The sequence below is a fragment of the Prosthecobacter vanneervenii genome (assembly GCF_014203095.1).
GTDB lineage: Bacteria > Verrucomicrobiota > Verrucomicrobiia > Verrucomicrobiales > Verrucomicrobiaceae > Prosthecobacter > Prosthecobacter vanneervenii.
Genome location: NZ_JACHIG010000006.1, coordinates 100,423 through 114,943, shown reverse-complemented (window position 1 = coordinate 114,943; position 14,521 = coordinate 100,423). Strand labels below are relative to the sequence as shown.

At 60.5% G+C, this 14,521-nt stretch carries 15 protein-coding genes; 8 read left to right on the top strand and 7 right to left on the bottom strand.

Annotated elements, in window-relative coordinates; genetic code table 11:
• Positions 1 to 114: 114 nt before the first annotated feature.
• Together HNQ65_RS14875 and mazG are read right to left on the bottom strand one after the other, a co-directional pair.
• Positions 115 to 2,856: a DEAD/DEAH box helicase gene (locus HNQ65_RS14875; protein WP_184340366.1), complete on the bottom strand. Its 2,742-nt coding sequence runs from the start codon at positions 2,854 to 2,856 to the stop codon at positions 115 to 117.
• Positions 2,857 to 2,878: 22 nt separating this feature from the next.
• Positions 2,879 to 3,670 (bottom strand): nucleoside triphosphate pyrophosphohydrolase, encoded by a 792-nt coding sequence (gene mazG / locus HNQ65_RS14870; RefSeq protein WP_184340365.1) that lies wholly within the window; start codon positions 3,668 to 3,670, stop codon positions 2,879 to 2,881.
• A 148-nt stretch (positions 3,671 to 3,818) separates the two neighbouring features.
• Between mazG and HNQ65_RS14865 the strand changes: the two genes are divergently transcribed.
• Together HNQ65_RS14865 and HNQ65_RS14860 are read left to right on the top strand one after the other, a co-directional pair.
• Positions 3,819 to 4,757, top strand: coding sequence for a sugar phosphate isomerase family (locus HNQ65_RS14865; RefSeq protein WP_184340364.1), 939 nt, complete (start codon positions 3,819 to 3,821; stop codon positions 4,755 to 4,757).
• A gap of 236 nt (positions 4,758 to 4,993) precedes the next feature.
• The gene (locus HNQ65_RS14860; RefSeq protein WP_184340363.1) at positions 4,994 to 5,356 is read left to right on the top strand and encodes an RNA recognition motif domain-containing protein; all 363 of its coding nucleotides are present in this window, start codon (positions 4,994 to 4,996) and stop codon (positions 5,354 to 5,356) included.
• Positions 5,357 to 5,434: 78 nt separating this feature from the next.
• Here the strand turns inward: HNQ65_RS14860 and HNQ65_RS14855 are convergent, their stop codons facing one another.
• The 4 genes from HNQ65_RS14855 to HNQ65_RS14840 all read right to left on the bottom strand — a co-directional run bounded on the left by HNQ65_RS14855 (position 5,435) and on the right by HNQ65_RS14840 (position 10,260).
• A complete protein-coding gene (locus HNQ65_RS14855; RefSeq protein ID WP_184340362.1) occupies positions 5,435 to 5,671 on the bottom strand; it encodes a YgaP family membrane protein in 237 nt (78 codons plus the stop codon).
• Between the two features lie 6 nt (positions 5,672 to 5,677).
• Complete coding sequence (locus tag HNQ65_RS14850; RefSeq protein WP_184340361.1) at positions 5,678 to 8,971, bottom strand: efflux RND transporter permease subunit; 3,294 nt, start codon at positions 8,969 to 8,971, stop codon at positions 5,678 to 5,680.
• The gene (locus tag HNQ65_RS14845) at positions 8,968 to 9,984 is read right to left on the bottom strand and encodes an efflux RND transporter periplasmic adaptor subunit (RefSeq protein WP_184340360.1); all 1,017 of its coding nucleotides are present in this window, start codon (positions 9,982 to 9,984) and stop codon (positions 8,968 to 8,970) included. Before HNQ65_RS14845 ends, HNQ65_RS14850 begins: the two co-directional genes overlap by 4 nt.
• Positions 9,985 to 10,053: 69 nt before the next feature.
• Positions 10,054 to 10,260, bottom strand: a complete 207-nt coding sequence (locus HNQ65_RS14840) for a YgaP family membrane protein (RefSeq protein WP_184340359.1) — start codon at positions 10,258 to 10,260, stop codon at positions 10,054 to 10,056.
• A gap of 111 nt (positions 10,261 to 10,371) precedes the next feature.
• On the opposite strand from HNQ65_RS14840, the gene HNQ65_RS14835 reads away from it, so the two are divergent.
• The 3 genes from HNQ65_RS14835 to HNQ65_RS14825 are packed head-to-tail and all read left to right on the top strand — an operon-like array spanning position 10,372 to position 11,861.
• Positions 10,372 to 10,722: an ArsR/SmtB family transcription factor gene (locus HNQ65_RS14835; RefSeq protein WP_184340358.1), complete on the top strand. Its 351-nt coding sequence runs from the start codon at positions 10,372 to 10,374 to the stop codon at positions 10,720 to 10,722.
• Positions 10,723 to 10,746: 24 nt separating this feature from the next.
• Entirely contained in the window at positions 10,747 to 11,172 is a 426-nt protein-coding gene (locus HNQ65_RS14830; protein WP_184340357.1) for a rhodanese-like domain-containing protein, read from the top strand.
• 8 nt (positions 11,173 to 11,180) lie between these two features.
• Positions 11,181 to 11,861 (top strand): class I SAM-dependent methyltransferase, encoded by a 681-nt coding sequence (locus HNQ65_RS14825; RefSeq protein WP_184340356.1) that lies wholly within the window; start codon positions 11,181 to 11,183, stop codon positions 11,859 to 11,861.
• Positions 11,862 to 11,865: 4 nt separating this feature from the next.
• On the opposite strand, the gene trxA is transcribed toward HNQ65_RS14825, so the two are convergent.
• The gene (gene trxA / locus HNQ65_RS14820) at positions 11,866 to 12,324 is read right to left on the bottom strand and encodes a thioredoxin (RefSeq protein ID WP_184340355.1); all 459 of its coding nucleotides are present in this window, start codon (positions 12,322 to 12,324) and stop codon (positions 11,866 to 11,868) included.
• A gap of 85 nt (positions 12,325 to 12,409) precedes the next feature.
• Between trxA and sqr the strand changes: the two genes are divergently transcribed.
• The 3 genes from sqr to HNQ65_RS14805 are packed head-to-tail and all read left to right on the top strand — an operon-like array spanning position 12,410 to position 14,521.
• Positions 12,410 to 13,639: a type III sulfide quinone reductase, selenoprotein subtype gene (gene sqr, locus HNQ65_RS14815; RefSeq protein ID WP_184340354.1), complete on the top strand. Its 1,230-nt coding sequence runs from the start codon at positions 12,410 to 12,412 to the stop codon at positions 13,637 to 13,639.
• Between the two features lie 21 nt (positions 13,640 to 13,660).
• Positions 13,661 to 13,972 carry a TusE/DsrC/DsvC family sulfur relay protein gene (locus HNQ65_RS14810; RefSeq protein ID WP_184340353.1) on the top strand — a complete coding sequence of 104 codons (312 nt, stop codon included), beginning with the start codon at positions 13,661 to 13,663 and terminating at the stop codon, positions 13,970 to 13,972.
• A gap of 21 nt (positions 13,973 to 13,993) precedes the next feature.
• On the top strand, positions 13,994 to 14,521 hold the full coding sequence (locus HNQ65_RS14805; RefSeq protein WP_184340352.1) for a DsrE/DsrF/DrsH-like family protein: 528 nt from the start codon (positions 13,994 to 13,996) through the stop codon (positions 14,519 to 14,521).

The window sequence follows — 14,521 nt, the reverse complement described above, 5'->3', positions numbered from 1 at the left end:
GAATCAGCAAAATTTCCGAACTCAAAAATCCGGAAAAATATTTCCACCCAAAATCTTTCTACCTTCACACCGCCTTAACCACAGCGCCCCAAACCATGACATGAGTCCCCCACCTCACTCCGTCATAAACAGCGCCTGAATATCCGCCTGCGTCAGCTGCAGCTTGTCCGCACGCCCCGCCAGCAGCCCCTCCACCAGCGCCGCCTTCTGCTGCTGCATCTTCAAGATCCGCTCCTCAATCGTCCCCTCGCAGATCAGCTTGTGCACAAACACCGGGTTCTTCTGCCCGATGCGATACGCCCGGTCACTCGCCTGCGCCTCCGCCGCCGGATTCCACCACGGATCATAGTGGATCACCGTGTCCGCCGTCGTGAGATTGATGCCCGCACCACCCGCTTTCAGGCTGATCAGAAACACCGGCACTTTTCCAGCCTGAAACTCCTGAATCGGCGTTTCACGGTCTCGTGTGCTACCAGTCAGCTTCACATGACGAATACCGTCTTTTTTCAGCCTCGCCTCGATCAAGGCCAGCATTTCGGTAAACTGAGAGAAGATCAAAATCCGCCGCCCTTCATCGATCAATTCCGGCAGCAGCTCATCCATGAGGAACGCCGTTTTTGCCGAATCCGACACACTTTGAGCGCTTTCTTGCTTCAATAATTGCGGGTGACAGCACACCTGCCGCAGCTTCAAAAGCGCATCCAGCACCACGATCTGGGACCGGTCCAGCCCGTTCGCCGCGATCGCCTCCCGCACTCGTTTGTCCATGGCTGCGCGGATCGTCTCATAAAGGTCCGTCTGTTCCTTCCCGAGCTCAATCGTGTGCAGAATTTCCGTCTTCGGCGGCAGCTCCTTCGCCACCGCATCCTTCGTCCTTCGCAGCAGCAAAGGCTGAATCCTTGTGCTCAGCTGCTTCTGCCGCTCCACATCCGCATCCCTTTCAATAGGATTCCGATAATGCTGCCTGAACGTATCCGCATCACTCAGCAGCCCCGGCATGAGGAAATTAAACAGACTCCACAGCTCCCCGAGATGATTTTCCATCGGAGTCCCCGTCAGGCACAGACGGTGCTTCGCTTTCAACCCGCTGCACGTTTGTGCAGCCAGGCTCTTCGGATTCTTGATGTTCTGCGCCTCATCCAATGCCACGATATGCCACTCCTGCGCCTGCATGACATCCGCGTCCTTCACAAGCAGCGGATAGCTCGTCACGACCAGATCATACTGCTTCAGGTGCTTGAAGTCACTCTTGCGCGACTGCCCCTGCATCAGCAGCAAACTCAGCGCAGGCGTGAATTTGATCGATTCATTGATCCAATTCCTCAAAACGCTCGTCGGTGCCACAATCAGGCACGGATGCTTCATGCGTCCGCTTTCCTTCTCAAGGAGGATATGAGTCAACGTCTGCAATGTCTTGCCCAGCCCCATGTCATCCGCCAGGATGCCATGCAGTCCAAACTCACGCAGAAACTGCATCCACGACGCACCTTCGCGCTGATAATCACGCAAACTCGCCTTCAGTCCCGCCGGAGGCGTAATAAGACCGATCTCGCGGAAACTGCCCAGTTGCTGACTCAATATCGCCAGTTCTGCAGGCGCACGAATCGGCATGCCATCCAGTGTCGCCAGCTGCGCAGCCCGCAGCTTGTCCAGCTGCAGCTTCCCATCTTTCCGCACCGGTCGTGTCGAAAGCAGCTCATCAAAGAAACGCAATAGCACGACAAGGCGTTGAGCGGGCACAGACAGCACATCCCCACGATCTCCGCCCAATGAGAGCAGGAAGCGCTGATCCAGGTTCTTTTCCAGCACCGCAGACGTCAGCCCTTGGTCGATGCAGTCCACCAGCAGCGGCACCAGCGAGATCCGCCGCCCCTCGATCTCCACGCCAAGATCCAGCGAGAACCACTCCCGCCCGCCCTGGTCTCCTTCGAGATTGGTGAACCACGCATCGTCCTCAGCCTCAAAGATCTGAAAGCCAATATCCTCCGGCACCTCCACCCGCCAGCCGCTCTCGCGCAGCTTGGGTACCCGGTCCTTGAGAAACTGCGCCCAGAACAATGCCTGATCTCCCGGCACCGTCATGAAGCCTAGCGTGGATTCAGGCGCCTTAGCACCTGGCAGTGCTTCTGAGAACGATTTGAAGCCAAGTCCGGAAAGATCCGCCAGCAGCAGACGCTCCGCGCGCTGATTGCGCACCAGCGTGTTCCTCGTGCCATCCGCATCCGTCCACTGATGCGCCGGGCTGCGCACCAGCATCTCAAACCGCACAGGACAGCCCTCATATTCCGCGCAGGGATGAATGAAGGCGATGCTGCGCGGCTCCCACCCGCCAATGTTTCTTCGTGCCGTGATCTGCGGCATCTGCACCACCATGCGCCGCACACACAGCACCGGGCTTGGCTCTCCAGGCGGCTGGTCCTCAGGCAGCGCAGCCGCTGAAGGCGCAGGAGCAGCAGGCTCCGCATTCGCCTCTCCCGCCGCCGACTTGTCCCTGACCTTCGCCATGCCCACGATGCGCTTGCGCCCCTCTTCATGATCCAGCAGCATCATGACAGCCACTGCATGCTGGCACAACGTCCCCGCGACGCAGGTGCAATGCGTCGTCAGTGCCAGGCTGCCATCTTCTCGCAGCCGCAGGTGCGCGGTCACGGACGCCGCATTGAACAATCCCGTGCCGATTCCTGCAATAATCTCCAGCTCATTCTCCGCACACACATGCACCCCGGCCAGCCCAATCTCCCCATGCTTGAAGAGCCGCCCGCCCTCCTCAATCTGCTGCCGCCTGAACAGCCAGAGCCACGACTTGGAACGCACCTGCGCCCAGAGTTTAGGAAAGGAAAAATCTTCTACAACCATGCACTTAGATCAGCGGCGCTTCTCAAACACTGTGCTTCACCTCATCCCATGCGGCGTCCATCTGCTCCAGGGAGAGTTTTCCCAGTTCGTGCCCTTGTTTGCGCAGATGGTCCTCCATGGCGTGAAAACGGCGCGTGAATTTCTCATTCGCGGCGGCCAGTGCAGGCTCGGACTCGATGCCGAGCTTGCGTGCCAGATTCACCACGCTGAAGAGCAGATCGCCCAGTTCTTCCTCCATGTGCGCTTTGTCACCTTTGGCGATGGCTTCTTCCAGTTCAGCGGCTTCCTCGCGGATCTTGGCAAAGACCGGTGTGGCATCCGGCCAGTCAAAGCCGACACGAGCGGCCTTTTTTTGCAGTTTTTGCGCACGCATGAGCGCGGGCAGACCATTGCCGGTGCCATGCAGCAGCCCCTCGTGCTCGGTGCCTTTTTCCACACGTTTGATGGCATCCCACTGCTTGAGCACCGCATCAGAAGTGGCGGCGCTCTTGTCTCCAAATACATGCGGATGACGGCGGATGAGCTTTTCCGTCAGGCCGTGCGCCATTTTGTCGAGATCAAAAGCCCCGGTCTCGCTGGCGATCTCCGCATGCAGCACGGGCTGCAGTAGGATGTCACCCAGTTCATCACAGATCTGCTCCGGATCTCCGCCCCGGATGGCGTCCGCCACTTCGTAGGCCTCCTCAATCACATGCGGGATGAGAGATGTGTGAGTCTGCTCCATGTCCCAGGGGCAGCCGCCAGGGGCGCGCAGGCGGTGCACCACGTAGCGCAGCCGGGTCATGGGATCGGGATGATTGAGCATGTCTTCCATGCTGGCAGGTAGTGCTTTGCATCAGCAAGGTCAAGGCTGCGCCGGTCAAGATCGACACAGGACGGGGCCTTTTTTCGTCCCCCCCTGTATGAGTGCTTGGCAAAACCGGCGTTTTCCCTGAATATCCTTGCAACAACCAACGCAAATCATGCCGCGTCAAATCAGCCACATCGCACCTGAGTGGTGGGACTACACCACGTTGGACAACGAACTGATCGAGGACGCCGCACGGCTGACCGAGCGCGACCTGCGGCAGCTATCCCGCCCCGGATTCAAGGTGGTGATGTATGACGCGCTGGAAGATTTTTACCTGGCTGAGGCCCTGGAGTACATCCACGCGTGGCGACAGGCCACACCGGACAATCCCGCTGGCATCTGCGGCCCCGTGGGTCCCACCGAGCAGCTGCCCATGGTGGCGCGCCTCATCAATGATCTAGGCATCTCCATCAAAGACGGCCACTTCTGGGGCATGAGCGAGTGGTATGACGAGCACACCAAGAAGGAGGTGACTCTGGAGCATCCTCTCTCCTTTGAGAAGGTGAACCGCGACCTGTGCTTTGACCGCCTGCAGCGCAAGCTCTGCATGCCGGACACCCAGCTGCATTTCCCCAAAGCAGACACCGCCGCCTACATCAAGAGCTGGCAGAGCGGCGTACGCTGCGTGGTGATGCAAGGTGGCCAGGGCGAGAGCAAACACTGGGCTTTTAATGAACCGCCAAGACGCGCCGGCAAATTCAAGAACGAACCGCCCGTACCCGCTGAATACCGCAAACTGACGACACGCCTTGTAGATCTGCACCCTGTCAGCCTGATGCAGACGGCCCGTACCTCTGCGGGCGGCAATATCAACCTGGTGCCACAGAAGGCGCTGACCGTAGGGCCCAAGGAAACCTGGATGGCTGAAAAAGTGAGCATCTGGCTGGCCGGGCAGCACGACAACGCCCTGGGCCAGCGCCTCAGCGCGCTCATGATTTCCAAGCGAATCACCGACGCCGCCGTGCCCATGTCGCTGCTGGCTGATCATCCGAACGTACAATTCAACTACTACCGCGGCGCCCTCGGCGAATGCGTGGTGGAAGAACACTAATAGACCTGTTCCAAGCTTCAACTCCGTGCTGATTCTTGCAGGATCACAGGTTCTGCTCTCTCCATTATTCCAAACTATGGTTTGCTATTCTCGCTGCGGAGCAGATAGTGGCACTGCAAGTTAACCTGATAAAGGCGAAGCTAAGCCGTTCATCAGGTTGTTTCTTTGGTGTTCTTAAATCCGATTTCGGAGCTTGGTGAGGCCTCATGCAGGCTGGCTGTAACCAAGACAACGATATGAATACCAAAATGTATGTGGGCAACCTGCCCTTCTCCGCCACCACTGACGACGTGAGTGTGCTTTTCTCTGAATTCGGTACTGTGACCGACGTCCATCTGCCCATGGACCGTGACTCCGGCCGCCCTCGTGGCTTTGCTTTTGTGACGATGGACACCCCTGAAGCCATGAATGCAGCCATGACCGCCCTCAACGGCCACGAATACGGTGGCCGCAATCTGGCCATCAATGAAGCCCGTCCGAAGGAAGAACGTCCTTCCGGCGGCTATGGTGGCGGCGGCGGTGGCCGTGGTGGTTACGGCGGCAAAGGCGGTGGCCGTGGCGGTTACGGTGGCGGTGGCGGCGGCGGTGGTCGCTACTAAATAGCCCTGGCATCCAAGCCATTTTCAGCGGCATCCTGGCAGCGGGATGCCGCTTTTTTCGTATCATGGCACGCGTCATTAGCCGCAGCACCCACCACCACCGCAGCAGCCACCTTTGTCATTGCCCCCCTTGCCCTTGCCGATGGTGTTGATGCCCAACGGGCAGTAGAGCGGACAGAAACGCACGAAGGCGGTGAGCAGCGGCACGGCACCAATGGCGCCGACCCAGCTGTGATTGACGATGCCGTAGGCGATGAGGCCGAGGCCGAAAAGGACGCGCAGGATGCGGTCTGCTGTTCCCATGTTTGGTTTCATAGTCGTTTAGTTTTGGGTTGGAGATTCAGGATGTGAATGCTTGTTGGCCATGAAGTAGAGTACCGGCACGGCCATGCGGCTGATGAAGAGGCTGGCTATCTCCCCAGCCATGAGTGCGATGGCGAGGCCCTGGAAGATGGGGTCTGCCAGAATGACCGCCGCGCCCACCACGACCGCCATGGCGGTGAGCAGCATGGGGCGGAAACGCACGGCACCGGCGTCGATCACGGCCTCGCTCAGTGGCATGCCCTCCTGGATGCGGAGCTCGATGAAATCGACGAGGATGATGGAATTGCGCACCACGATACCACCTCCTGCCATGAAGCCGATCATGCTGGTGGCGGTGAAGAAGGCATCCATGAGCCCGTGCGCAGGCAGGATGCCCACGAGAGAGAAAGGGATGGCCACCATGACGATGGCGGGCGTGATGAAGCTGCGGAACCAGCCCACCATGAGCACGTAGATAAGAATCAGGCAGGCGCCGAAGGCAGCACCGAGATCGCGAAAAACCTCGATGGTGATGTGCCACTCGCCATCCCATTTCATGGCAGGCTCGGCATCGCTGAAGGGCATGGTGGCATTGAGAATCTTGAGATCTGCGCCGCTGCCTCCGAACTCACGCGTGTCGAGCTTCTTCAGTGCCTCGTTCATCTGGAAGATGGCGTACACGGGGCTCTCCACCACTCCGGCCACATCGCCGATGACGTAGGTCACGGGCATGAGGTTCTTGTGATAGCGGCTCTTTTCCACGGTGACGTGCTCCACCTTCACCAATTCGCGCAGCGGCACCAGCGGTGCGCCGCTGGCTCCGGGCTCGGGCAGCGCATTGGCATCGCCGGAGCGCACGCGCAGCGCCAGCAAGTCTTCCGCTGTGGTCTTGGCGGAGCGTGGCAGCTCCAGGCGAATATTGACGTCCTCCTTCTCCTGCGGCTGGTGCAGCAGGTCCACGGACTCACCATCCACGGCGATCTTGAGGGTCTGTGAAATGGTGGCGGCGCTGATGCCGTGGAGAGCGGCCTTTTCCTTGTCGATGATGAAGCGCGCCTTCTGCTGGTCGGCCTCCACATACCAATCCACATCCACGACGCCGGGCGTGGCCTTGAAGATGTCCTTCACCGCACGCGCCATCTTGAGGCGGCTTTCTTCATCCGGGCCGTAGATTTCCGCCACCAGCGTCTGCAGCACGGGCGGGCCGGGCGGCACTTCGGCGATGGCCACTCGTGCGTCGTAGCGCGCGGCAATCTCCGCCACGGCAGGGCGCACACGTTTGGCGATATCGTGGCTCTGCGCCTTGCGCTCGTGCTTGCCCACCAGGTTCACCTGGATGTCAGCAACGTTGGCACCACGGCGCAGGAAGTAGTGGCGCACGAGGCCGTTGAAATTGTAGGGCGAGGCCACGCCGGTGTAGATCTGGTAGTCGGTCACCTCCGGCTCCTTGCGGATCACAGCGGCCATCTCGCGCGCCACGGCGGCGGTCTGCTCCAGGGAGGCTCCCTCCGGCATGTTCAGGATCACCTGAAACTCGCTTTTGTTGTCAAAGGGCAGCATCTTCACCTTCACCCAGCCGAGGCCCACCGTGGCCATGGCACCGAGCAGCAGCACGGTGATGCCAATGAGAAACATCCAGCGCGAACCGGTGTGGTGAATCAACGGGCCCATCATGCGGCGATAGAGCTTGGTGAAAAAATCCTCCTCATGCTCGGAGGCCAGGTGCTTATGGCCGTCGTCCACGGCCTTGCCTTCAGTCAGCTTGGAGTACTTGCCGCCCCAGCGCAGGATGCGGATGGAGGCCCAGGGCGTGACGATGAAGGCGATGAGCAATGACCAGAACATGGCCGCGCTGGCCCCGATGGGAATGGGCCGCATGTAGGGCCCCATGAGCCCGCCCACAAAGGCCATGGGGAGCACGGCGGCGATCACGGCAAAAGTGGCCAGGATGGTGGGATTTCCCACCTCTCCCACGGCCTCCACCGCGATGCTGGACCAGCTCCGACCCTTGTTCTGAGGCAGGTGGAAATGACGCACTATGTTTTCCACCACCACAATGGCGTCGTCCACCAAGATGCCGATGCTGAAGATCAGCGCAAAGAGCGTGATGCGGTTCAGCGTGAAGCCGTATAGGTAGAAGATGAGCAGCGTGAGCGCCAACGTGGCCGGAATAGCCACCGCCACGATGCCGCTCTCCCGCCAGCCGAGCGTGAGCCAGATGAGAATGGCCACGCTGAAAACCGCAATGCCCATGTGCAGCAGGAGCTCATTGGATTTCTCTGCCGCAGTTTCGCCATAGTTGCGAGTCACACTGACCTGCACGTCGGCGGGAATGATCGTGCCTTTGAGCAGGTCCACCTTGTGCAGCACCTCGTCGGCCACGCTGATGGCGTTGGCTCCAGGGCGCTTGGCGATGCTGAGCGTCACGGCGGGCTCGTCAGCACTCTTGCTGCCGTGAAAGACATACTGCGTGGGCTCCTCGCCGCCGTCGATGATCTCGGCCACCTCCCGCAAATACACGGGGCGTCCACTGAAGACGCCGATGACCACATCTCCCACCTCATGCGCGGTGCGCAGGAAAGCTCCGGTCTCCACCAGCACCTCGTTGTTTCCTGTGGTCAGGCCACCTGCGCGGAACTGGCGGTTGGCCTGCTGCAGCATGGGCACGAGACCTGCGGGGCTGAGATTGCGTGAGGCCAGTTTGACGGGGTCCAGCATCACACGCACGGCACGGCGGGAGCCGCCCAGCAGCGTGGTCTCCGCCACCAGCGGCACCTGCTTCACCGACTCCTCCACCTGCGCGGCCAGACGGCGAAGTGTGAGGTGATCATACCGCGCGCTGTGGAAGGTCAGCGCGAGAATCGGCACGTCGTCAATGCTCTTCGGTTTGATCAGCGGCGGGGAGACACCCATCGGGATGCGGTCATAGTTTGAGCGCAGCTTTTCCGTGATCTTCACCAGACTGCGCTCGGGATCCTCGCCCACCTTGAAGCGCACGATGACGAGGCTCTCGCTGTCGCGTGAGGTGCTGTAGAGATACTCCACGCCGGGCACCTCCCAGAGCAGCTTTTCCATCGGGCGCGTGGCGCGCTCCTCGATCTCATTGGCCGAGGAGCCGGGCATGGACACCAGCACATCTACCATGGGAACCTTGATCTGCGGCTCCTCCTCGCGAGGCAGCAACACCACGGCGGCGGCACCGAGGATGACTGAGGCGATGACGACCAGCGGGGTCAGCTTGGAGTCCACAAACGCAGCGGCAATGCGGCCCGCGATGCCAAGGTGGGAGGAGTTTTCGGCAGGAGTGCTCATGGCTGGATCGTCACGGGTTGGCCATCGGTGAGTTTGGCGGCGTCGTTGATCACGACCTGCGCCCCTTCCTCAAGACCAGAGAGGATCTCGATGCCGTCAGAGAGCACCTTGCCCGTCTTGACTAGGCGCAGCAGTGCATGGCCGTCTTTGGCCACAAAGAGCAGCTCCATCTGGCCGCGCCTGATCACGCTGGCGGCGGGCACCAGCAGCAGCTTTGTCTCTGCCACGGGTACAGCCACGCGGCCAAACTGGCCGGTGCGAAGACCCTCGGCACTTGGGAGATCCAGCTTGACCAGAAATGTTCGGCTCACAGGATCGGCCACCGGGGCGATCTCGCTCACCACGGCCTCCAGCGGCTGTGGCAGCGTGGCGATGCGCACCTGCATTTTTGCGCCCATGCTTACGCGGTCCAGCATGGCCTCTGGCAGGTCGGCTTCAAAACGCAGCGAGGTGGGAGCCTCGATCTCCAGCAGCGGCTTGCCCGGCATGGCCAAGTCGCCCACGTCTGCCAGCTTGCGTGTGATGACACCGTCAAACGGGGCCGTCACGCGGGCGTATCCGGCCATGGTCTCGGCCTCGCTCACGCTGGCGGTGGCCACCTTCACGCGAGCATCGGCGGCGTCAAAGTCCTGCCTCGCAGTGGCCTTGCTCTCGATGAGCTGCTTCTGGCGGGAGAAGTCGCTCTGCGCCTGCTCCAGCATGGCCTTGGCCTGATCCACCTTGGCCTGGATCTCCTGATTCTCCAGGCGTGCCAGCAGATCGCCCTTCTTCACCTTGGTGCCGGGGATGGCGGTGTACTCCAAGAGACGGCCGCTGATCTTGGCCTCCACCATGGCGCGGAGTTTGGAGCGCACGGTGCCCACCACCTCCTCGGCGGCGGTGTGCGGCTGCAGGCGAGCCCCCTGCACCTTCACTTTGGCTTCAGACAGTGCTGCGGCCTTGTGGCTGGCTGCTTCATGCCTGCCACAGGAGACCAGAAGCAATAGTGTGGAGAGGAGAATCCAAGGTTTCATGAGGGTCATAGGTCAGATGGGTCTGTCGTGTCATATTGAATGCAGCAGAAGAAACGGCGCTCTGCAGGTTTAGCGTTTTGCTGTGCAGGAATCTTTAAAGCCCAGCTTTTTGAAGATGGTTTCAGCCGGACAAAAGCCCGTGAAGGCGGACTGCAGGAGATTGGCCCCCACAAAAACGGCCAACCAGATCCAGTTTGGGTGCACGTAGTGGCTGAGAGCCAGACTGAGGAGGATCAGGGTGCCGGCGAGGGCGCGGATGGCGTTTTCGAGCTTCATAAGGATGCCTTGATTCGGGTTTGACTTCGGAGAGGGCTCAGCGGATAATCCATTATCAACTATATGAGTCTATACGCATATAGCAGATGCCTGCAAACCCTTTTTCAACTCATGCCTGCCGCACGCAAAAAAAACCTGCCGCCGGTTTCGGAGGAGGCCCTCGTCTTGATCGCCTCCTGGTTCCGGACCCTGGCCGAACCCAGCCGCCTGAAAATCCTGCGCGCCCTGGAGGAGGGCGAAAAGAACATCACCGAACTCGTGGAGGCAACGGGCCTGACCCAGGCCAACGTCTCGCGCCATGTGCAGTCGCTGGTGGAGGCTGGCATGGTGGGCCGCCGCCGTGAGGGGCTGACCGCCATCTGCTTCATCGCCGATCCCACGATCACCGAGCTGTGCGACAACGTCTGCACCAATCTGCTCAAGCGCCTCTCCCAGCAAATGAAGAAGCTGGGCGGAGTCTGAGACAGTCGTAACAACCACCCACCCATGATTCTGCGCAGCATGATGTGGACACTCATCACCCTCGCTGTCGTCGCGGCCCTGTGGTTCTGGTATGAGGGGAGCTGGGACCGCCGGCTCTTCTCAGCCACCCCGGGCTGCACCTGCGCCAACCTCAACGCCGGGCAGGCCAATAGCTGGCTGCAGGCGCATCCTGAGACCCAGGTGCTGGACGTGCGCTCTTCCGGCGAATACGCCGATGGAGCCCTGCCTGGAGCCGTGAACATCTCGATCGGCGATCCTGCTTTTGAAACCAAGGCCGGTGCGCTGGATAAAACCAAGCCTGTGCTGGTGTACTGTGCTGGCGGCTATCGCAGCCGCAAGGCCGTGGCCATGCTCAAAGAGCTTGGCTTCCGCAACATCCAGCACATCCACCGCGGCTACATGTCGTGGAAACCCGATGCCCAGCCATAAACCCACCGATGAAATTTCCCCGCCTTCTTCTCATTCCAGTTCTTGCCACCTTTGCCATCGCTCAAGAAGCGAGCGTGAAGCCGGGCATCAATGACAAGTTTCTCGATCCCAACCTCAAGGCCGACGAGTGGGCGCAGAAGTTTGAAACTGAAAGCCGCGAGATCTTTCATCAGCGCGAGAAGATTGTGGCCGCGCTGCGGCTGCGTCCCGGCCTGAGCGTGGCGGACATCGGCGCAGGCACGGGACTATTCACCCTTCCCTTTGCTCAGGGGGTCGGGCCCAAGGGCCATGTGTACGCCGTGGACATTGCCAAAAACTTTCTCTCTCACATCCAGGCCCGTGCCATTCAGGCTCAGGCGGCCAACGTCACCACCGTGCAGTGTACACCGCGCAGCGTGGGACTGCCGGAGGCCAGCATCGATCTCGCCTTCATCTGCGACGTGTACCACCACTTTGAGTATCCGCAGGACAGCCTGGCCAGCCTGCACAAGGCGCTGAAGCCCGGCGGCCAGCTCGTGCTCATCGACTTCAAGCGGATCCCCGGCGTGAGCAGCGACTTCGTCATGGGCCACGTGCGTGCCGGGCAGGAGGTCTTTGAAGCCGAAGTCACCGCCGCCGGTTTCGAAAAGCTGACTGAGACGACCGATGTGCTGAAGGAAAACTACTTCGTGCGTTTCAAGCGGAAGTGAGGCATCAGCCCTGCCGCGCCCACGCCAGCAGGCGCTCGGCAGGCTGAAAGCCGGATGTTTGTGAGACCAGCTTTCCGCCCTTGATTAGTGCAAAGGCGGGAATGCCCTGGATGCGGAACTGGCGGGCGATGTCCTGCTGTTCGTCGGTGTTCACTTTGACCAGGATGGCTGCGCCTGCGGCCTGCGCTGCGGCTTTGGCAAACTCCGGCGCCATCATCTGGCAGGGACCGCACCAAGGAGCCCAGAAGTCGATGACGATCGGCAGCGTGCTGCCAGACACCAGCGCGGCAAAGCTGACCGGGCCATCGATCTCCACAGGCATGGAGATGTGGGGCAGGTCCGCCTTGCAGGAGCCACAGCGGCCCTGCTGGGCAGCCTTGGTGTAGGCGATGCGGTTGGCGGTACCGCAGGCGGGACAGGGAAGAATGATGCCGCGCTCGTCGGCGGAAAGGGTGGAGCTCATGGATGACAAAATCGAGTTGGTGTTTGTTATTGCATATACGCATACACGCATATAGACGTATTTCAAGACAACATAACACATCCTCATGAGCAGACATCTTCTCATCCTCGGCGGCGGCACGGCGGGCACCATCATGGCCAACAGCCTGCGCAGGCGGCTGCCCGCCCAGGAGTGGAGCATCACGGTCGTGGACCGCTCCGAGAAGCACCTCTACCAGCCTGGGCTGCTCTTCCTGCCCTTTGGCAAGTATGAGGAGGGCGACATCATCCGCAGCACACGCGACTTCATTCCCCAGGGGGTCGAGTTTATGCAGGCGGAAGTGGATCGCATTATTCCCGAAGAGCATGCAGTCACGATCAAAGACGGGCGCACACTCAAGTACGACCTGCTCATCATCGCCACAGGCTGCCGCACCGCGCCGGAGGAGACCGCCGGCATGCTCGGCCCGAAATGGCGCGTGAACGTGCACGATTTCTACACGCTGGATGGCGCACGCGCGCTACGCGAGAAATTGAAAACCTTCCCCGGCGGCCGCGTGGTGGTGCACATCAATGAGATGCCTATCAAATGCCCTGTGGCCCCGCTGGAGTTCACCTTCCTGGCGGACACCTTTTTCCGCGAGCGCGGCATGCGCGACAAGGTCATGCTCACCTACGTGACACCACTGTCCGGTGCCTTCACCAAGCCCAAGGCCTCCAAGAAGTTGAGCCACCTGCTGGGAGACAAAGGCATCGAACTGGTGACCGAATTCGTGGCCGAAAAGGTGGATCAGGAAAACAACAAGCTCGTGTGCTTTGACGGCCGCGAGGTGCCCTACGACCTCCTCGTGACCACGCCCACCAACATGGGAGACGAAGCCGTGCGCCGCTCCGCGCTGGGGGATGATCTCGACTTCATCGCCACGAACAAGCACACGCTGCAATCCATCGAGTACAAGGACGTGTTTGTGATCGGAGACGCCACCAATCTCCCGGCCTCGAAGGCGGGCTCGGTGGCCCACTTTGAAAGCGAGACGCTGGCGGACAACATCATTCGACACATCGCCGGAGAGCCGCTCAAGGAGGAGTTTGACGGCCACTCGAACTGCTTCATCGAGTCCGGCAACGGCAAGGCGCTGCTGATCGACTTCAACCACGAGTACGAGCCGCACGAAGGCGGCTTCCCCTTCGCCTTTGGCCCCATGCGCCTGCTGGAGGAGAGCCGCCTCAACCACTGGGGCAAGCTGGCCTTCCGCCACATCTACTGGAACGTGCTGCTGCGCGCCTGGCCGCTGCCGGGCATCAGCCGGCAGAAAAAGAAACCCGTCGAATCTTGAAAACCATCCCGTACAACGATCATGAAAAAGAACATCGCAGGAACTGAAGTGGACGTGAATGAGGAGGGCTACCTCACCGACATGTCCCAATGGAACGAAGCCATCGCCGCCGCCATTGCCGCGGAGGAAGGAGTGGGCGCGCTGACAGACGCGCATATGAAAGTGGTGCGCTACCTGCGAGAGCAGCAAGCCAAAGGTGCCGCGCTGACCATCCGCAGCATGGGCAAGAGCGGCGTGGTCACCACCAAGGAGCTCTACGATCTCTTTCCCGGCGGCCCGCTGAAGAAGTCCTCCAAGATTGCCGGCATCCCCAAACCCGTCGGCTGCATTTAACCCCTCACATACTCCGCACTTATGAGCACCCCTGACGACAAACAACCGGTGAAGAAGATCTGCATCATCGTGAGCCGTGGCTCGCTGGATGGCATCTACCCGGCGCTGATCATGGCCAATGGCGCACGCATGGAGGGCATCGAGGCCTCCTTGTTCTTCACCTTCTTTGGACTCAACGGCTTGGCCAACAAGACGCTGGATCACATGAAGGTCTCCACCGTGGGCAATGCCGCGCTGAACATGGCCATGCCCATGCTGGGCATGCCGATGACGATGCCCTTCCCCACCTGGATGGGCGCGCTGCCGGGTGTCTCCGCCTTTGCCACAAGCCTGATGAACAGGGAGATGGAGAAACTGGACATCCCGCCCGTGCGCGAATTCCTGGAGCTCATCTCCGACTCCGGCGGCAAGATCTTCGCCTGCAAGCTGGCCATGGACATGTTCAAGCTCAAAAAGGAAGACCTGATGGACCGCGTAGACGGCGTGCTGACCGTGGGGCAGTTCTACGAAGAGTCAGCGGGCGCAGGCACGCACATTTTGTTTACGTGA